Origin of the sequence: Xaviernesmea rhizosphaerae (assembly GCF_001938945.1) — a bacterium.
GTDB lineage: Bacteria > Pseudomonadota > Alphaproteobacteria > Rhizobiales > Rhizobiaceae > Xaviernesmea > Xaviernesmea rhizosphaerae.
In genome coordinates this window covers 424282-440723 of the sequence record NZ_MKIO01000021.1, presented here as the reverse complement: position 1 = coordinate 440723, position 16442 = coordinate 424282, and the positions used below count along the sequence as shown (strand labels likewise).

At 64.5% G+C, this 16442-nt stretch carries 20 protein-coding genes; 5 read left to right on the top strand and 15 right to left on the bottom strand.

All coding sequences use genetic code 11. The features are described 5' to 3' along the window. Nucleotides 1-255, top strand: coding sequence for a hypothetical protein (locus BJF92_RS25020; protein ID WP_143523917.1), 255 nt, complete (start codon nt 1-3; stop codon nt 253-255). A gap of 32 nt (nt 256-287) precedes the next feature. Here BJF92_RS25020 and BJF92_RS05850 read toward each other — a convergent pair whose 3' ends face one another. Both BJF92_RS05850 and BJF92_RS05845 read right to left on the bottom strand, forming a co-directional pair. Beyond that, on the bottom strand, nt 288-797 hold the full coding sequence (locus tag BJF92_RS05850) for a GNAT family N-acetyltransferase (RefSeq protein WP_075633965.1): 510 nt from the start codon (nt 795-797) through the stop codon (nt 288-290). Nucleotides 798-869: 72 nt separating this feature from the next. Further along, entirely contained in the window at nt 870-1400 is a 531-nt protein-coding gene (locus tag BJF92_RS05845) for a MerR family transcriptional regulator (RefSeq protein WP_078057879.1), read from the bottom strand. Nucleotide 1401: 1 nt separating this feature from the next. Between BJF92_RS05845 and BJF92_RS25015 the strand changes: the two genes are divergently transcribed. Then, complete coding sequence (locus BJF92_RS25015; RefSeq protein ID WP_143523916.1) at nt 1402-1611, top strand: hypothetical protein; 210 nt, start codon at nt 1402-1404, stop codon at nt 1609-1611. Nucleotides 1612-1757: 146 nt separating this feature from the next. On the opposite strand, the gene BJF92_RS05840 is transcribed toward BJF92_RS25015, so the two are convergent. The 5 genes from BJF92_RS05840 to BJF92_RS05820 all read right to left on the bottom strand — a co-directional run bounded on the left by BJF92_RS05840 (nt 1758) and on the right by BJF92_RS05820 (nt 5527). Further along, nucleotides 1758-2096: an integration host factor subunit alpha gene (locus BJF92_RS05840; RefSeq protein WP_075627705.1), complete on the bottom strand. Its 339-nt coding sequence runs from the start codon at nt 2094-2096 to the stop codon at nt 1758-1760. A gap of 93 nt (nt 2097-2189) precedes the next feature. Beyond that, nucleotides 2190-3161, bottom strand: coding sequence for a beta-ketoacyl-ACP synthase III (locus tag BJF92_RS05835; protein ID WP_075633802.1), 972 nt, complete (start codon nt 3159-3161; stop codon nt 2190-2192). A gap of 9 nt (nt 3162-3170) precedes the next feature. After that, nucleotides 3171-4235, bottom strand: coding sequence for a phosphate acyltransferase PlsX (gene plsX / locus BJF92_RS05830; protein WP_075633801.1), 1065 nt, complete (start codon nt 4233-4235; stop codon nt 3171-3173). A gap of 198 nt (nt 4236-4433) precedes the next feature. After that, on the bottom strand, nt 4434-4985 hold the full coding sequence (locus BJF92_RS05825) for a YceD family protein (RefSeq protein WP_075633800.1): 552 nt from the start codon (nt 4983-4985) through the stop codon (nt 4434-4436). Then, complete coding sequence (locus BJF92_RS05820; protein WP_075633799.1) at nt 4982-5527, bottom strand: ubiquinol-cytochrome C chaperone family protein; 546 nt, start codon at nt 5525-5527, stop codon at nt 4982-4984. The genes BJF92_RS05825 and BJF92_RS05820 overlap by 4 nt, the downstream gene beginning before the upstream one ends. 248 nt (nt 5528-5775) lie before the next feature. Between BJF92_RS05820 and BJF92_RS05815 the strand changes: the two genes are divergently transcribed. Continuing rightward, entirely contained in the window at nt 5776-6279 is a 504-nt protein-coding gene (locus BJF92_RS05815) for an outer membrane protein assembly factor BamE (RefSeq protein ID WP_075633963.1), read from the top strand. 234 nt (nt 6280-6513) lie between these two features. Here BJF92_RS05815 and BJF92_RS05810 read toward each other — a convergent pair whose 3' ends face one another. From BJF92_RS05810 to ribH, 3 genes are all read right to left on the bottom strand, one after another. Further along, a complete protein-coding gene (locus tag BJF92_RS05810; protein ID WP_075633798.1) occupies nt 6514-8649 on the bottom strand; it encodes a sodium-translocating pyrophosphatase in 2136 nt (711 codons plus the stop codon). A 202-nt stretch (nt 8650-8851) separates the two neighbouring features. Continuing rightward, on the bottom strand, nt 8852-9346 hold the full coding sequence (nusB, locus tag BJF92_RS05805; protein ID WP_075633797.1) for a transcription antitermination factor NusB: 495 nt from the start codon (nt 9344-9346) through the stop codon (nt 8852-8854). Continuing rightward, complete coding sequence (ribH, locus tag BJF92_RS05800; RefSeq protein WP_075633796.1) at nt 9343-9804, bottom strand: 6,7-dimethyl-8-ribityllumazine synthase; 462 nt, start codon at nt 9802-9804, stop codon at nt 9343-9345. Before ribH ends, nusB begins: the two co-directional genes overlap by 4 nt. A 161-nt stretch (nt 9805-9965) precedes the next feature. Between ribH and BJF92_RS05795 the strand changes: the two genes are divergently transcribed. Together BJF92_RS05795 and BJF92_RS05790 are read left to right on the top strand one after the other, a co-directional pair. Then, nucleotides 9966-10502, top strand: a complete 537-nt coding sequence (locus tag BJF92_RS05795; RefSeq protein WP_075633795.1) for a GNAT family N-acetyltransferase — start codon at nt 9966-9968, stop codon at nt 10500-10502. Between the two features lie 136 nt (nt 10503-10638). After that, complete coding sequence (locus BJF92_RS05790) at nt 10639-11157, top strand: GNAT family N-acetyltransferase (protein WP_075633962.1); 519 nt, start codon at nt 10639-10641, stop codon at nt 11155-11157. A 53-nt stretch (nt 11158-11210) separates the two neighbouring features. Here BJF92_RS05790 and BJF92_RS05785 read toward each other — a convergent pair whose 3' ends face one another. The 5 genes from BJF92_RS05785 to BJF92_RS05765 all read right to left on the bottom strand — a co-directional run bounded on the left by BJF92_RS05785 (nt 11211) and on the right by BJF92_RS05765 (nt 16318). Then, on the bottom strand, nt 11211-11834 hold the full coding sequence (locus BJF92_RS05785) for a riboflavin synthase (protein ID WP_075633794.1): 624 nt from the start codon (nt 11832-11834) through the stop codon (nt 11211-11213). Further along, nucleotides 11834-12895 carry a bifunctional diaminohydroxyphosphoribosylaminopyrimidine deaminase/5-amino-6-(5-phosphoribosylamino)uracil reductase RibD gene (gene ribD, locus BJF92_RS05780; RefSeq protein ID WP_078057878.1) on the bottom strand — a complete coding sequence of 354 codons (1062 nt, stop codon included), beginning with the start codon at nt 12893-12895 and terminating at the stop codon, nt 11834-11836. Before ribD ends, BJF92_RS05785 begins: the two co-directional genes overlap by 1 nt. Nucleotides 12896-12939: 44 nt before the next feature. Then, nucleotides 12940-13413: a transcriptional regulator NrdR gene (nrdR, locus tag BJF92_RS05775; protein ID WP_075633792.1), complete on the bottom strand. Its 474-nt coding sequence runs from the start codon at nt 13411-13413 to the stop codon at nt 12940-12942. A gap of 9 nt (nt 13414-13422) precedes the next feature. Then, a complete protein-coding gene (gene glyA / locus BJF92_RS05770; RefSeq protein ID WP_075633791.1) occupies nt 13423-14721 on the bottom strand; it encodes a serine hydroxymethyltransferase in 1299 nt (432 codons plus the stop codon). A gap of 277 nt (nt 14722-14998) precedes the next feature. After that, nucleotides 14999-16318: a L,D-transpeptidase family protein gene (locus tag BJF92_RS05765; RefSeq protein WP_075633790.1), complete on the bottom strand. Its 1320-nt coding sequence runs from the start codon at nt 16316-16318 to the stop codon at nt 14999-15001. Between the last annotated feature and the right edge of the window lie 124 nt (nt 16319-16442).

Genomic DNA, 16442 nt, shown 5'->3' with positions numbered 1-16442 from the left:
ATGAGCAAATTTTTCCTGTGGAAAAGCTTGCCGCCGATTCGCAAATCAGCTATGGAACAAAGCGGGAACACTTCTTCAGGAGCAGCCAGCATGAACCGGACCCAGGACGTCATCGCCTCCGCTCTCGCCGCCGTCGCTGCGTCGCGCGAAGCCCGTGAAGCCGCGGAGCGCCGCCGCCGCGAAACCTTTTCGCGCATCGATATTGCCCGCAAGCCGCAATACGAACCAAAGCAGCTGTCGCTGAAGCTTCACTGAGCAGGTCAGGCGAGAGGCGTTTTTGGGGCAAGTCAGAAATCCAGCCGCATGGCGAGCCGGCGTGCAGGATCGAGGCCTTTTGCCACCTCCGCGTCCAGAATGGCCTGAAGCCAGGGCAAGGATGCGTCATCGACGGGCCGGAAGCCCAGGGAAGCATAGAAGGGCGCATTGAAGGCTGCAAGACGGTCGGTCGTCAGCGTGGCGCCCGGCAGGCCGCTTGATCTCCCCTTGTCCAGTATCCCTTTCATCAGCCGCCGGCCGATGCCCTGGCGTTGCCATGCGGGGTGAACGTCGAGTTCGCCGACATGCAGCCAGCCCTGCAGCAGGGATGCGCCGACATAGCCAATCGGCTGCCCGGCCGCGTCCATCGCCAGATCGAGACAATCCGCCTCAAGATAGCGCCGGAGGTCCGCATCGCCGCTCACCGCAGCAGGGCCGCTGACGGCGCCGGCCCGGCGCAGGGTCTCAAAGGCCGCATGCTCGATCGCGCGCAGGGCAGGAAAGTCCTCGGCGGTCGCCGCGCGGATCAAGGAATCTGTCATCATCGCCTCGCCGACCTTCAGCCTGCGCTCGCTGTAGAAACAGGTCCGAACAGAACACGGGCACGTTCGGTCTCAGCGCACCTGATCCAAGAGGCGCTTGCATTCCAAGAGATCGTAAAGCGCCTCCTGCAGCAGCGCCCGATCCTCCTTGTTGATCGAGCCCTTGCCGATCGACACGTCGGCCATGTCCTCCTGGCTGCCGCCGAAGGAAAAGAAGCGGCGGCTGGCCGGCGGCTTGGCGCGGCCGACGATCTGGTCGTCCTCGCCATGCGCGATTTTCGACGTGCCATCCTCGTTGCTGGCGGCGGCCAGCGCCTCCACGGTCGCCAGATCGCCGCTGGCAATCGCTGCCACGAACTTGTTGCCGTTGAGCTTCAGCAGCTTCTGCACGCCCTTGATCGTATAGCCGTGATCATAGAGCAGATGGCGGATGCCCTTGAGAAGATCGACATCCTCGGGCCGGTAATAGCGCCGGCCGCCGCCACGCTTCATCGGCCGGATCTGGGTGAAGCGTGTCTCCCAGAAACGCAGCACGTGCTGCGGCAGGTCGAGTTCGTCGGCAACCTCACTGATGGTGCGAAAGGCGTCGGGACTTTTGTCCATCATGTCTGTCGAAAGCCTCTGGCGCCGCGCCGGCGCATGCGGATTGCTGGTGTCGTGGATCCGCGCCGACCGCACGAGCCGTCCGGTGCTTGGCGCCGCCGGGAAAGCCCGATCCGCAGCCCTGACGATGGCCCACGACATGAGGCCGGAGTTTCACACAAACAGGGCGAAGATCAATGGCTTATCGGCTGGTTTTCAACGCATTTCCTGACATGGCCGGCTCCTGAAACAGCCACGCGTGCGACAGCGCCGGATCAGGCCACTGCGCGCGGCATCGCGGGTCAGCCGCACGAAACAGAGAGACGCCGGGGCCGCGCGATCCTGTAACGGGCAGAGATGCGGGAAAAGCCGGCTGCCTCAAGGCGCCGGCGGGGCGGGCTTGGTCTTGGCCTTGCGGGCGAGATGCGCCTTGAGAACGCGCTGTTTCAGCACGTTGGAGGCCTTGAAGGTCATCACCCGGCGCGGCGAGATCGGCACTTCCTCGCCGGTCTTGGGGTTGCGGCCGATCCGCTCGTTCTTGTCGCGCACCTGGAAGGTGGCGAAGGAGGAGAGCTTGACGCTCTCCCCGCGCACGATGGCGTTACAGATCTCGTTGATGATCGTTTCGACCAGCTCGGCGGATTCGGTGCGCGAGAGTCCGACTTTGCGGAACACCGATTCGGCCAGATCCGCACGTGTTACCGTTTTTCCGCTCATCTTCCCCGCCGCTGTTGAGTGCGCTGATGCGGAGGGCAGACTATTGCCGAAGGTTCATCGGGTCAAGCGGTTCATTCCAATAGATAAATTCATTTACCAGCGCAGGAGGACCGAGCCCCAGGTGAAGCCGCCGCCCATGGCTTCGAGCAGCACGAGGTCGCCCTGCTTGATTCGCCCGTCCGATGCCGCGGCATGGAGTGCCAGCGGAATGGAGGCGGCAGAGGTGTTGCCGTGCCGATCGACGGTGACCACCACTTTTTCCAGCGGAATCCCGAGCTTCTTGGCCGAGCCGTCGATGATCCGGCGGTTGGCCTGGTGTGGCACCAGCCAGTCGACATCCTCCACGGTCGTGCCTGTCGCGGCGAAGGCGGCCTCGATCACGTCGGTGATCATGCCCACGGCATGCTTGAACACTTCGCGGCCTTCCATGCGCAGATGGCCGATCGTGCCCGTCGTCGACACGCCGCCATCGACATAGAGCTTTGCCTTGTGCGAGCCGTCGGAGCGCAGCTGCGCGGTGAGGATACCGCGATCGGCCACGGTGCCCTCGCCCTCCACCGCTTCCAGCACCACCGCGCCGGCGCCGTCGCCGAACAGCACGCAGGTGGTGCGGTCATTCCAGTCGAGCAGGCGCGAGAAGGTCTCCGCGCCGATGACAAGCGCCCGGCGCGCCAGGCCGGTGCGCAGATAGGCATCCGCCGTCGCCATGGCGAAGACGAAGCCGGAACAGACAGCCTGCATGTCGAAGGCCGCGCCGCCGGTGATTCCGAGGCGGGCCTGAATGTCGACGGCGGTCGCCGGAAAGGTATTGTCGGGGCTGGCGGTGGCGACGATGATCAGGTCGATCGCCTGCGGCTCGAGCCCTGCGCGCTCAAGCGCCTCGCGCGCGGCCGCCTCGCCCAGAGAGGCCGTGGTCTCGCCCTCCCCGGCAATGTAGCGCTGGCGGATCCCGGTGCGCTGCACGATCCATTCATCGGTCGTGTCGACCGTCTTTTCCAGTTCCGCGTTGGGAACAACCCGCTTCGGAAGCGCTGCTCCGAAACCGCGCACGACAGCTCTGATCATCTCTTGCTTTCAAATCTCGCCGCGGGCGGCAGCATCGCCTGTCGCCGCTTCCGGCGTCTGGACGGCCCGATATTTCGCCAGATCGGCCTGGATCTTATTCTTCAGCCCATTTCGGACCATGTCATGGCCGACATCGATCGCCGCCGCAAAACCCTCGGCATCCGCACCGCCATGGCTCTTGATGACGATGCCGTTCAGCCCGAGAAACACGCCGCCATTGACCTTCTGCGGATCCATCTTCTCACGCAGTCGGTCAAAGGCGCTCTTGGCCAGGAGATAGCCGATCTTGGCCATCAGCGTGCGCGACATGGCCGCGCGCAGATAGGAGGCGATCTGTCGGGCCGTGCCTTCGGCAGCCTTCAGCGCGATATTGCCGGAGAAACCTTCGGTCACGACGACATCCACCGTGCCCTTGCCGATATCGTCGCCTTCGACGAAACCGGAATAGTCGATGCCCTCGAAAGACGCCTCGCGAATCAGCCTTCCGGCCTCCTTCACCTCTTCCTGGCCCTTGATTTCCTCGACGCCGACATTGAGCAGGCCGAGCGTTGGCCGCTCCAGCTCGAACAGCGCGCGCGCCATCGCCCCGCCCATCAGGGCGAAATCCACCAGCTGGCGGGCATCCGCGCCGATCGTGGCGCCGACATCGAGAACGATGCTCTCGCCCTTCAGCGTCGGCCAGATCGCGGCGATCGCCGGGCGCTGAATGCCGGACATGGTGCGCAGGCAGAAGACGGCCATGGCCATCAGCGCGCCGGTATTGCCGGCGGAGACCACCACATCGGCCTCGCCACGGTTCACCGCATCGATGGCCTGCCACATGCTGGACTTGCCGCGACCGCGGCGCAGCGCCTGGCTCGGCTTCTCGTCCATGGCGATGGCGATCTCTGTCGCCTCGAAGCTGCTGGCGGCCTTGAGCTTGGGATAGCGCTCGAGAATCGGCGCGCAGATCGCCTGGTCGCCAAACAGGAGGAAGCGGATATCAGGATGGCGTTCCAGCGCCCGGGCAGCGCCCGGCAGGACGACCTCGGGACCGAAGTCGCCCCCCATCACATCAAGAGAAATTCTGATCACGCCCGCTCATTCCTGTTACGTCCAGCCGGCCGGCGTGGCATGCGCCCGGCCGGTTCTCGTTCTTCGGCCCGGGTGCATCTCGCACCGTCAGGCGACGCCATGCCATGCCGCCAACCAACGGCTTCTTGTCACAGGGCAGCCGAAAAGTCGCGCCCTGAGGCACAGGCGACATCGGAATGTACCGCGCGGCGCGCCGCGTCAATCCTTTTTCCAGTCTTTCAGCGCGGCAAAGGGGTTGGGGCGCTTCTCTTCCTTGGTCTCTTCCACCGGCGCCGGCGCGAAGGCCACGCCCGGCTTGCGCGGATAGGGATCGATGCCCAGCGCCGCATATTCCGCCACCGCCGCGCCGATATCGATTTCATCGCCGGAAAAAGTGTCGGGCATGTCGGGACCATCCGGATCGACGAACATCTCCGCGCTGTCATTGGCCGCAATGCGGGCAAGACGCGAATCCTCCGGCACGAAGATCGCTTCCACCTGCTCCTCAACCGTGCTTTCCACCGGCTCCAGCGTCACGACGCAGGCCTGTGTCAGCCGCGCCTTAACCCGGCCCACCATCTTCACGCCGTCGCGCTTCCAGCGCGTCAGCTTCACATCGGCGGTGAGCGCCTCCACCGACAGCACCTGCCAGAGCTCGGCGATTGCGACGCGCTCCCTGTCGTCCGCCTCGACATGCACCTCGAGCGGATTGTGCGACACGTGGCCCACGCGCACGCGATAGGAAAAGGGCGGTCTGTCTTTGAATGTCATGCTTCGTTCGTCCCGGAAATCAAGGTGAGGCTGCCGGTTTCCACCTCAGCCTCGGCGGTGGCGGCAAGCCGCGCCTCCGCCTCCATCATATAATGCGCCAATCCGCCCATATCAGGCGCTTCTGCCCCCGCCTGCGTATAAAGATTGCGGGCAAGGGCTGCGCGCAGCGCCTCGGCATCGCCGGCGTCCAGGGCTGCGGAATAGCTCTCCAGCCGGCCATAGAACATGCCGGCCAGACGCTTCATCCGCTTGGGCACGCTGAGGTCGCCGACCCCCAGCTCGCGGATCGAGTGATCGACATCCTGGAAAAAGGCATCGACGATCTCCTGGGCGATCTCCTGCCCCGCGCGCGCGCTCTGTCGCGTGCGGCGGAAATAGAGGATCAGCACCGCCGAGATCATCTCGAACCGGCCCATCACCGTATCGGGCACACCCAGCTCGGCATAAAGCCGCGGCTGCCGGGCCGAGGCCGTCAGCAGCTGATATTGCCGGGCGACGATTGCCGCATTGCCGTTTTTTTTGCCGAACAGCCCGAAGACCATGATTACGCCTAGGTTTGCCTGCTTCAAAAGCCGTGGGGGCCATTCATCCAAGCAACGGCCGCGCATCGTCATGTTGCATGATCGCGGAAGCTGGTTTACCGAAGCAGGCACAAAAAGCAATGGCGCGGCCGGAAGGCGGCGCCCGCCGCATCGTTCTCGCGGTGGCAGTCCAGGGGTAGATGTCGTTGACGGGACGCATTTTCATGACGCGGAACCTTTCGCAGGCCAGCAGCGCCGAAAACGGGCAGATGCAGGCCAGCGCGCCGGGCCGGGCCACGCTCGTGGCGCTGATGCTTGCCACGGCCGCCCTCGGCGGCTGCAGCGCAACGGCCGACTCACTGGGGCAGACCTATACCCAGGGCTATATCGTGGACCAGCAGACGCTGGCGCTGGTGCCGGTCGGCTCCAGCCGCGAGCAGGTGCTGCTGTCGCTCGGCACGCCGTCCACCACCGCCACCTTCGACAATGAGGTATTCTACTACATCTCGCAGAAGCGCCACCGCGCGGCGGCTTTCATGAATTCCAAGATCATCGACCAGTCGATTCTCGCGGTCTATTTCGACGATAAGGGCACGGTCGCCAAGCTTGCGCATTACACGCTGCAGGATGGCCGCGTCTTCGACATGATCACCCGCACCACACCGACCGGCGGCAAGGACATGACCTTCCTCGGCCAGATTCTCAGCGGGAATGGCGTCGGCAAGAGCATGGCGCGGTCGATCTTCGCCGACGGCGGCAACGGCAGCAACTGACGCCCGACAGCCGCAAGAGACAGCAAAAGACCCGCGCGAAGCGTTTCGCGCGGGTCTTTTCGTTTCCGAGTTAGAGCATCAGACTGAAAATCGTACGCAGTCCGATGCTCTAATTTTTTGTTTTTGCATCGGATTTTTCCGAAAACCGGTTCCCACTTTTCGGTCCGATGCTCTAGAAACATCGGCGTTTCCCGAAAGCCTGCCGCCGGCTTTTCGGTCCGATGCAACGTGCCGTCAGGCCAGAACAGCGAGCAGCAGCAAGGCGACGATGTTGGTGATCTTGATCGCCGGATTGACCGCCGGTCCCGCCGTGTCCTTGTAGGGATCGCCGACCGTATCGCCGGTCACCGAGGCCTTGTGCGCCTCGGAACCCTTGAGGTGGCGCACGCCGTCCTTGTCGACAAAGCCATCTTCGAAGCTCTTCTTGGCATTGTCCCAGGCGCCGCCGCCCGAGGTCATCGAGATCGCCACGAACAGGCCATTGACGATGACGCCAAGCAGCGAGGCGCCGAGTGCGGCAAAAGCCGAGGCCTTGGAGCCCGAAAGCGCCAGCACGCCGAAATAGACGAGGATGGGCGCCAGCACCGGCAGCAGCGAGGGAATGATCATCTCGCGAATCGCCGCCTTGGTCAGCATGTCCACCGCGCGGCCGTAATCCGGCCGGTCGCGGCCCTGCATGATCCCCGGCTTCTCGCGGAACTGCCGGCGCACTTCCTCCACCACCGCGCCGCCCGCTCGTCCCACGGCCGTCATGGCGATGCCGCCGAACAGGTAGGGCACCAGACCGCCAAAGATCAGCCCGGCCACCACATAAGGATTGGAGAGATCGAAGGAGATCGCCCCGACATCGGCGAAATAGGGGTAACGGTCGCCGTTGGCGGCAAAATAGGCGAGGTCGTTGGCATAAGCCGCAAAGAGCACCAGCGCGCCGAGGCCGGCCGAGCCGATGGCATAGCCCTTGGTCACCGCTTTGGTGGTGTTGCCGACCGCGTCCAGCGCATCCGTCACCTTGCGCACTTCGGGCGGCAGATGCGCCATTTCGGCGATGCCGCCGGCATTGTCGGTCACGGGGCCGAAGGCGTCCAGCGCGACGATCATGCCGGCAATGCCGAGCATGGCCGTGACCGCGATGCCGGTGCCGAAGAGGCCCGCCAGCTGATAGGTGGCGATGATGCCGCCGACGATGACGATGGCCGGCAGAGCGGTGGATTCCAGCGACACCGCCAGGCCCTGGATGACATTGGTGCCATGGCCGGTGACGGAGGCCTGGGCGATGGAATTGACCGGCCGCTTGTTGGTGCCGGTATAATATTCGGTGATGACGACGATCAGCGCGGTAACGATCAGCCCGACCAGCCCGCAGAAGAACAGGTTGGCGCCGGTGATCTCGCGACCGGCCACCGTGCCCAGCGTGCCCCAGCCGACGGTGACGCTCGTGGCCAGCGCCAGGCCGAGAATCGACAGGGCGCCCGTGGCGATCAGGCCCTTGTAGAGCGCGCCCATGATCGAGCCATTGGCGCCCAGCTTGACGAAGAAGGCGCCGGCGATCGAGGTCAGGATGCAGGCGCCGCAAATGGCCAGCGGATAGAGCATGGCCGTCTGCAGCACGGCCGTTCCGGCAAAGAAGATGGCGGCCAGCACCATGGTCGCGACGATCGAGACGGCATAGGTCTCGAACAGATCGGCCGCCATGCCGGCGCAGTCGCCGACATTGTCGCCCACATTGTCGGCGATGGTGGCGGGATTGCGCGGATCGTCCTCGGGAATGCCGGCTTCGACCTTGCCCACGAGATCGCCGCCGACATCCGCCCCCTTGGTGAAGATGCCGCCGCCGAGACGCGCAAAGATCGAGATCAGCGAGGCGCCGAAGCCGAGCGCCACCAGCGTGTCGATCACCGCACGCGAGCCGGGCTCCAGGCCGAGAAAGCCCGTCAGCACCAGAAACATCACTGAGACGCCGAGCAGCGCGAGACCCGCCACCAGCATGCCGGTGATGGCGCCGGACTTGAAGGCGATATCGAGCCCTGCGGCCAGGCTGACGGAGGCGGCCTGCGCCGTGCGCACATTGGCGCGCACCGAAACATGCATGCCGATGAAGCCGGCGAGACCGGAGAGCACGGCGCCCACCAGAAAGCCGAAGGCCGCCATGGCCGACAGAAGCGCCCAGGCGGCCAGGAAGACGACGGCGCCGACCAGCGCGATCGTGCCATATTGCCGCGTTAGATAGGCCTGCGCCCCCTCCCGAATGAAACCCGCAATCTCGCGCATGCGCTGATTGCCCTGATCCGCCGCCAGAACGACCCGTGTCGCCCAGACGGCATAGACCACGGACACCAGCCCGCATGCGATCACGCCCATCAAAATGGTCATCTCGCTCTTTCCTCCTCCGGCGGCCGGCGGGCCGTAACCCTCGACCGGTGCCGCCTCTCCTCTTTTCCGTCCCGGCACCTCCTCAAGCGCGAGAACGGAAAGAGACAGAGTGCGGCGGCGAAAAAAGCGCGTCAAGCGCCCGCCGCTGTGCAGAGCGGGGGCTAATCGTCACAAGGGGAGCGAAAAGAGCGTGCCGTGCGGCCTATTTGCGCACGTCCGTGCGGAACTGGCGGGCGATGCGGTCGAGCACGGCATTGACGAGCCGGGGCTCCTCGTCCTCGAAAAAGGCGCGGGCGATCTCGACATATTCAGTGATGATCACCGCGACAGGCACGTCGCGCCGCTCGACGAGCTCAAACGTGCCTGCGCGCAGGATGGCGCGCACGGTCGAATCAAGCCGTGACAGGGCCCAGTCGTCCTGCAGCGCCGCCTTGATCATCGGGTCGAGCGTGCGCTGGTCGCGCACCACGCCGGATACGATCGAGCGGAACCAGCCGGCGTCCGCCTTCAGATAGGTCTCGCCGTCGATATCCTGGCCCAGGCGGTGGGTCTCGTATTCGGCGACGATCTCCAGGACGCCGGTGCCGCCGACGTCCATCTGATAGAGTGCCTGAACGGCGGCGAGGCGCGCCGCGCCGCGCTGGTTGACTTGCTTGACGGCGGAGGCGCCATCGCTTTCAGGGGTGGTCTTGGTCACGGCTGGCCGCTCAGTTTCTTCTTCAGATCGATCATGGTGAGGCAGGCGCGAGCGGCAAAGCCGCCCTTGTCGCCCTCGGACTTGCGCGCGCGCGCCCAGGCCTGTTCGTCGTTTTCCACCGTCAGGATGCCATTGCCCAGCGCCAGGCTCTCGCTAACCGCAAGATCCATCAGCGCGCGGCTCGATTCGTTGGAGACGATGTCGAAATGATAGGTCTCGCCGCGGATAACCATGCCGAGCGCGACGAAGCCATCGTAATAGGTGCCATCCTCATCGGCGCCGTCGAGCGCCATGGCGATGGCCGCGGGGATTTCCAGCGCGCCCGGCACGGTGACGACGTCATAGGTCGCTCCCGCTTCGGTCAGCGCAGAGGTCGCGCCATCGAGCAGCGCATCCGACATGTCGTCGTAAAAGCGGGCCTCGATAATCAGGATATGCGGCTTTTCTGAATCGGTCATGGGGCATCCCTGCGGCAATGATGTGCGTGAGCTTTCTGGAATCTTGGGGGTCAGACCACGGCTTGCCGCGCTTGGCAAGCGATTTTCGTCGGGAGCGAGCCTGTGCAGCTTTCCGAAACCATACTAATGCAGAGACTCTTGATGTGAAGGAGCGCTCATCCATGCATGCCATGCCGGAAATGACGACAGATCGATTGATCCTGCGTCCGCATCGCGGCGATGATTACCAAGCCTTTTGTGACCTTTGGGCGGATCCCGACGTTGTTCGCCATATCAGCGGCAAGCCCTTCACGGCGGAAGAATGCTGGATTCGGCTCATGAACCGACCCGGCATGTGGCATTTCATGGGGTTTGGCTTTCTGGCGATCGAGGAGCGCGTGACGGGCCGCTTCGTCGGCGAGGCGGGATTTCATGAGGTCCGGCGCGACATGACGCCCTCCCTCATCGGCACGCTGGAGACCGGGTGGGTGCTGCTGCCAGAGTTTCATGGCAAGGGCTATGCCTTCGAGGCCATGGACGCCATGATCGCTTGGGCTGACGTTCACTTTGCCAGCCGCGACATGACCGCCATCATTTCTCCCGGAAACGAGCCCTCCTTCAAGCTGGCCGCCAAGCTTGGCTTTTCGGAATTTGCGCGCACGGATTATCATGGCGAGGTGGTGGTGCTGCGCCGGTCCGCTGCACGGAAAGCGACCTGAAGGCGATCAAGGAAGCTTTTTCGCGGGTAACGGCGTCAGTGCGTGAGGTCTCCTTAACCTCTGCTGGCTTCAATGAGCTTGGACGCCGTGAGAAACCCCGTCCAGCCGCCCGTCCGCATGCCTGGAACCAATGCCGATGCCGTCCATTCCCACGCTCGAAACCGAACGGCTGGTCCTGCGGCCCTATCGCCGGGACGACTTCCCGGCTTATGTGCACCTCTTCGCCGATGCCGAGGTGACGCGCTTCATCGGCGGCGTGCCCTTTTCGCGCGAACAGGCCTGGGCCCGTTTCCTGCGCCAGATCGGCATGTGGCACTATTTCGGCTTCGGCTTCTTCGCCATTCAGGAGCGCGCCACCGGCACCTTCATCGGCGAGGCCGGCTTTCACGATCTCCACCGCGTCATCACGCCATCGATCGAAGGCACGATGGAAACCGGCTGGGCGCTGGTGCCGCCCGCTCATGGCCAGGGCTATGCCACCGAAGCCGTGGCCGCAGCGCTCGCCTGGGCCAAGCAGAGCTTCCCTACCCTGCGCCGGACCTGCCTGATCGACGTATCCAACAAGGCCTCGCTCAGGGTCGCAACCAAGCTCGGCTTTCGCGAAGTCGCCCGCACCGTCTATCACGGTGCAACGGTCGTCATTCTCGAACGCTAATGCAGCATTGCAGAAACGGTCATCAAGATGCCCGTTTCTTTGATTTCCGCGTTTCAGGCCTCAGGCTTCGGAGCGGGAAATTCGGCCAGCCGCGCGGCATAGCGCGCCATCGTATCCACCTCGAAATTCACACGGTCGCCGGCCTGGCGCAGGCCCCAGGTGGTGACTTCGAGCGTGTGGCGGATGATCAGGACGTCGAAATCCGTTCCGCGGACCGCATTGACGGTCAGCGAGGTGCCGTCGAGCGCGACCGAGCCTTTGGGCGCGACGAAGCGCGCGAGATGCTCCGGCGCCCTGAGCCGGAAACGGGTCGCCTCGCCTTCCTGCTCGACCGAGAGAATCTCCGCCGTGGCATCGACATGGCCGAGGACGAGATGGCCGCCCAGCTCATCGCCCATTTTCAGCGAGCGCTCCAGATTGACGCGCGTGCCCTCGGACCAGTCGCCGATGGTCGACAGCCTCAACGCCTCCTCCCAGGCCTCCACCTCGAACCAGCGCTCGTTCGAGCCTTGTTCCGGCAGGCGCACGACGGTGAGGCAGACGCCGGAATGGGCGATGGACGCACCGATCTCGATCGTTTCAGGATCATAGGCCGTGGCGATGCGCAGCTTGACGCCGGCATCCAGCGGGCTGGTTTCGGCAACCGTGCCGACATCGGTGACGATACCGGTGAACATCAGCGGATCCTTTCGAAATGGCGGGCCGTGTCGGCACCGACCTGTTCTTCCTGCACCAGGGCAAAGCGCTCGGCAAGCAGGCTCTCGGGAAACGGTGTTTCCACGCCCTCAGGCCCGATCCGTACCCGGCCGGTGAAGAGGCGCAGCCGATCGATCCGGTCGGCTTCCAGAAAGGAGCGGATGACCTGCGCGCCGCCCTCCACCATCAGGTTGGACAGGCCTTCCGCGCCGAGATCGTCAAGCAGCGTCATCAGACCTTCCACTTCCTGAACGGCCACGCCGGCCGAGGCCAGCGCCGCCACGCGCTCGGGCTGCAAGGCGCGTGCGCCGGGCGCCGTGACGACCCGCGTGGGCACGCGTCCTGCCGTCTGCGCCAGCTTGCTTTCGACGGGCAAGGCCAGGCCACGATCGAGGATGAGACGCAGCGGAGAACGATCCTCCAGGCCGGGCAGGCGCACGTCGAGCATCGGATCGTCTTCCAGCGCCGTGCCGATTCCCACCAGAATCGCGTCGCTTTCCGCGCGCAGCCGGTGAACATCGGCGCGCGCCTCGGGCCCGGTGATGGCGACTTGGCCCCCGCCCCGCCGCCCGATCGTGCCATCGGCCGAGACGGCCAGCTTGACCGTCACCAGCGGCCGTCCGGCCGTCTTGCGCAGGAGATAGCCGGCCAGCAGATGCCGGCCTTCCGCCTCCAGAACGCCGCGCGTCACGGCGATGCCGGCGGCTTCCAGTCGGGCGAGCCCCCGCCCCGCCACACGTTCGTCGGGATCCTGCAGGCCGACGACGACGCGGGCAATGCCGGCATCAATCAGGGCATCGGCGCAGGGCGGCGTCTTGCCGAAATGGGAGCAGGGTTCGAGCGTGACATAGGCGGTTGCACCGCGGGCGGCCGGGCCGGCAAGGCTGAGCGCCTGCGGCTCGGCATGGGGGCGGCCGTCGCGCGCCGTCACGGCCTCGCCCAGAACGGTCTGGCCGTCAGGGGAGACGATGACGCAGCCGACGGAAGGATTGCTGCCGGTGGCGCCCAAATGGGTGCGCGCCAGCACCAGCGCGCGTCGCATCATCGCTTCATCCACGCAGGAGCCGCGCTGTTCCGGCATTCGCGTCAGTGCCCCGGATCGCGCGCGATCTTGGCGGAGATCTCGGCGATCACCTTCTCGAAGTCGTCTGCATGGGAAAAATCGCGATAGACCGAGGCGTAGCGGACGAAACCGACATCATCGAGGCCCTTCAGCGCCTCCAGCACCTGCAGGCCGATCTGTTCGGAAGCGATCTCGTTCTCGCCGGAGCTTTCCAGCCGCCGGACGATGCCGGAAACGGCGCGCTCGATGCGCTCTCGATCGACCGGGCGCTTGCGCAGCGCGATCTCGAAGGAGCGCATCAGCTTGTCCCGGTCGAAAGGCACCTTCCGGCCGGTTTTCTTGATCACGGTCAGTTCCCGCAGTTGCACCCGCTCGAAGGTCGTAAAGCGACCGCCACAGTCCGGGCAGATCCGCCGGCGGCGAATGGCCGTGCCATCCTCCGCCGGGCGACTGTCCTTGACCTGGCTGTCTTCCGATCCGCAATAGGGGCAGCGCATGGGAGCCGATTACATGTAGGGATACATCGGGAAGCGGCCGGTGAGCGCCACGACCTTCTCGCGCACGGCAGCCTCGACGGCGGCATTGCCCTCGTCGGAATTGGCCACCTTCAGACCGTCGAGCACCTCGATGATCAGATTGCCGATCTCGCGGAATTCCGCTTCCTTGAAGCCGCGCGTCGTGCCGGCCGGCGTGCCCAGGCGGACGCCTGACGTGACGAAGGGCTTTTCGGGATCGAAGGGAATGCCGTTCTTGTTGCAGGTGATGTAGCCACGGCCGAGAGCGGCCTCGGCGCGCTTGCCCGTCGCGTTCTTCTTGCGCAGGTCGACCAGCATCAGATGGTTGTCCGTGCCGCCGGAAACGATATCGAGACCGCCATCGACCAGGGTCTGCGAGAGCGCCTTGGCGTTCTTGACGATCTGGGCGGCATAGTCCTGGAATTCCGGCTGCAGCGCCTCGCCGAAGGCAACGGCCTTGGCAGCGATGACATGCATCAGCGGGCCGCCCTGCAGGCCGGGGAACACGGCCGAATTGAACTTCTTCGCCAGATCCTCGTCATTGGTGAGGATCATGCCGCCACGCGGGCCGCGCAGCGACTTGTGCGTGGTGGTGGTCGCGACATGGCAATGCGGGAACGGCGAGGGATGCTGACCACCGGCGACGAGGCCGGCAATGTGGGCCATGTCCACCATCAGATAGGCGCCGACTTCATCGGCGATCTCGCGGAAGCGCTTCCAGTCCCAGGTGCGGGAATAGGCCGTTCCGCCGGCGAGAATGAGCTTCGGCTTGTGCTTGCGCGCCTTCTCGGCCACGTCGTCCATGTCGAGAAGATGGTCTTCCGCGCGAACGCCATAGGAGATTACGTTGAACCACTTGCCGGACATGTTGACCGGCGAACCATGCGTCAGGTGCCCCCCGGAATTCAGGTCGAGCCCCATGAAGGTGTCGCCCGGCTGCAGGAGCGCCAGGAACACGGCCTGGTTCATCTGCGAGCCCGAATTCGGCTGGACGTTGGCGAAGTTGACGCCGAACAGCTTCTTGGCGCGCTCGATCGCCAGCTCCTCGGCGATATCGACGAACTGGCAGCCGCCATAATAGCGCTTGCCCGGATAGCCCTCGGCATATTTGTTCGTCATGATCGAGCCCTGCGCTTCCAGAACGGCGCGCGACACGATGTTTTCCGACGCGATCAGCTCGATCTCATGGCGCTGGCGACCGAGTTCCTTCTCGATCGAACCGAAGATTTCCGGGTCGGTATCGGCGAGCGAGCGCGAGAAAAAGGCTTCCTGGACAGCGGTATGGCTCATAGGGCGAACTCCTTGAAGGATGTGGCACGGTGTTTATCGTCCTCGCATGGCAAGGGCAAGCCGCGCAGGACGTTTTGCGCCATTTGCCACACCAGCGGCGGCGCGAAACAGCCATTCGCGCATCGGAGCCGAAAGCCGGGCCGATTTTCGCGATAATCCGGCGCCAACGCAGAAGACAGAGCCGCGGAGCAGCCCCGATTTTCGCTCCGATCTTCCAAACGGAAAAGGCCGCGCCCGGCGGGGCACGGCCTCATCGCATCCAAAATATCTGACGCGCTTACTGCGGCAGGCCGTCGCTGCCGCCAGTCACCGGCTCGATGCCGGTGGTGGTCTGCAGCGCCAGTTCCTGCGCGCCGTCGAGCTGGTAGATATCGTCGCGGAACTGGACGACACCGTCCTTGGCCGCCCAGGCGGTGATGTACTTGAAATAGACGGGCACTTCCTCGGCAAGCTTGATCGGCTGGTTCTGCCCGCCGCGAATCGTCGCCTCGATCTGCTGGCGCGACCAGCCGGGCGTTTCCTTGAGCAGCCAGGTGGCGAGGTCGCGCACGTTCTGCACGCGCACGCAGCCCGAGCTTTCGAAGCGGGCCAGCTTGTTGAACAGGCCCTGCTGCGGCGTGTCGTGCATGTACTCGTTGTTGGGGTTGTGGAAGTTGATCTTGGTCGAGGCCATGGCGTTGATCTTGCCCGGGTCCTGGCGGAACGTCAGGTTCGGCGCCTTGTCGGCGTTCCAGTCGATCGATTCGGGCGAGACCTCATTGCCGCTGCCGTCGATCAGACGGATGGCGTTGCGCTTGAGATATTCCGGATCCTTGCGCATCAGCGGCACGATGTCCTTTTCGACGATCGAGCGCGGCGCGGTCCAGTAAGGGTTGAGGATAACCTCGTAAATCTTTGAATTGATGATGTGCGTGGGACGAGACAGGCGCCCGACCACAGCCGTGTGGCGCTGCACGACCCGGCCGTTCTCCACTGCCTCGATATAGGCGGCGGGAATGTTGACCATGACGAAGCGGCGGCCGAGATCGCCGGACATGGACTGCAGGCGCACCAGATTGGTGTTGAGCTGCTGCAGCCGGACATTGGCCGTGACATTCATGGCCTTGATCGAATACTCGCCCATCACGCCATCCGGCGGCAGGCCATGGCGCACCTGGAAGCGCTTGACCGCGCCATCGACATAGGAGTCGAAGGAATTGGAAATGCCGGCCTCGCGCGGCAGGTCGCTGGCGATGATCAGCCATTTGCGCAGCGCCTGCACCGAGGGATCGGTGACGCCCAGCTGCAGCTTGACCTGCGGATTGACCGCCGGCCAGCCGCCATTCGTGACGATCGACTGATACTGACCGATGGCGGCCTGGGTGTTGGAAAGCGTGTCGAGGCCGAAAATCGGATTGTTCGAGGTAACCGAGACGGCGGCGCGCGAGGCCTTGGCGTCGAACTGGTCGTCCCACATGCCGCGACGCGGCGCGTCGATCACATCCTGCAGGGAATCCTGCGCGAACGCGCTGCCGGCGACCGTAACAGCGCCAAGCCCGGCGGCTGAACGGAGAAAGGTGCGGCGGGAAACGGGTTCGCGTTCGGTTTTCTTCGACATAATCCTACCATCCATGCTGCGGATCTTCATCCTGCCACAGCGCTAACATCGTCATGGTTAAGAATCGTTCAGATCTAGCCGATCCCGACGCGATAAATCGCTTCACACGTTCTCAACGCTTCGT

What these genes read in the sequence shown, in the direction of transcription:
- BJF92_RS25020 (WP_143523917.1), top strand. Translation starts at nt 1, where the DNA reads ATGAGCAAATTTTTCCTGTGGAAAAGCTTGCCGCCGATTCGCAAATCA.
- BJF92_RS05850 (WP_075633965.1), bottom strand. Translation starts at nt 797, where the DNA reads ATGACAGATTCCTTGATCCGCGCGGCGACCGCCGAGGACTTTCCTGCC.
- BJF92_RS05845 (WP_078057879.1), bottom strand. Translation starts at nt 1,400, where the DNA reads ATGGACAAAAGTCCCGACGCCTTTCGCACCATCAGTGAGGTTGCCGAC.
- BJF92_RS25015 (WP_143523916.1), top strand. Translation starts at nt 1,402, where the DNA reads ATGTCTGTCGAAAGCCTCTGGCGCCGCGCCGGCGCATGCGGATTGCTG.
- BJF92_RS05840 (WP_075627705.1), bottom strand. Translation starts at nt 2,096, where the DNA reads ATGAGCGGAAAAACGGTAACACGTGCGGATCTGGCCGAATCGGTGTTC.
- BJF92_RS05835 (WP_075633802.1), bottom strand. Translation starts at nt 3,161, where the DNA reads ATGATCAGAGCTGTCGTGCGCGGTTTCGGAGCAGCGCTTCCGAAGCGG.
- BJF92_RS05825 (WP_075633800.1), bottom strand. Translation starts at nt 4,985, where the DNA reads ATGACATTCAAAGACAGACCGCCCTTTTCCTATCGCGTGCGCGTGGGC.
- BJF92_RS05820 (WP_075633799.1), bottom strand. Translation starts at nt 5,527, where the DNA reads ATGGTCTTCGGGCTGTTCGGCAAAAAAAACGGCAATGCGGCAATCGTC.
- BJF92_RS05815 (WP_075633963.1), top strand. Translation starts at nt 5,776, where the DNA reads ATGCAGGCCAGCGCGCCGGGCCGGGCCACGCTCGTGGCGCTGATGCTT.
- BJF92_RS05810 (WP_075633798.1), bottom strand. Translation starts at nt 8,649, where the DNA reads ATGACCATTTTGATGGGCGTGATCGCATGCGGGCTGGTGTCCGTGGTC.
- ribH (WP_075633796.1), bottom strand. Translation starts at nt 9,804, where the DNA reads ATGACCGATTCAGAAAAGCCGCATATCCTGATTATCGAGGCCCGCTTT.
- BJF92_RS05795 (WP_075633795.1), top strand. Translation starts at nt 9,966, where the DNA reads ATGCATGCCATGCCGGAAATGACGACAGATCGATTGATCCTGCGTCCG.
- BJF92_RS05790 (WP_075633962.1), top strand. Translation starts at nt 10,639, where the DNA reads ATGCCGTCCATTCCCACGCTCGAAACCGAACGGCTGGTCCTGCGGCCC.
- BJF92_RS05785 (WP_075633794.1), bottom strand. Translation starts at nt 11,834, where the DNA reads ATGTTCACCGGTATCGTCACCGATGTCGGCACGGTTGCCGAAACCAGC.
- ribD (WP_078057878.1), bottom strand. Translation starts at nt 12,895, where the DNA reads ATGCGACGCGCGCTGGTGCTGGCGCGCACCCATTTGGGCGCCACCGGC.
- nrdR (WP_075633792.1), bottom strand. Translation starts at nt 13,413, where the DNA reads ATGCGCTGCCCCTATTGCGGATCGGAAGACAGCCAGGTCAAGGACAGT.
- glyA (WP_075633791.1), bottom strand. Translation starts at nt 14,721, where the DNA reads ATGAGCCATACCGCTGTCCAGGAAGCCTTTTTCTCGCGCTCGCTCGCC.
- BJF92_RS05765 (WP_075633790.1), bottom strand. Translation starts at nt 16,318, where the DNA reads ATGTCGAAGAAAACCGAACGCGAACCCGTTTCCCGCCGCACCTTTCTC.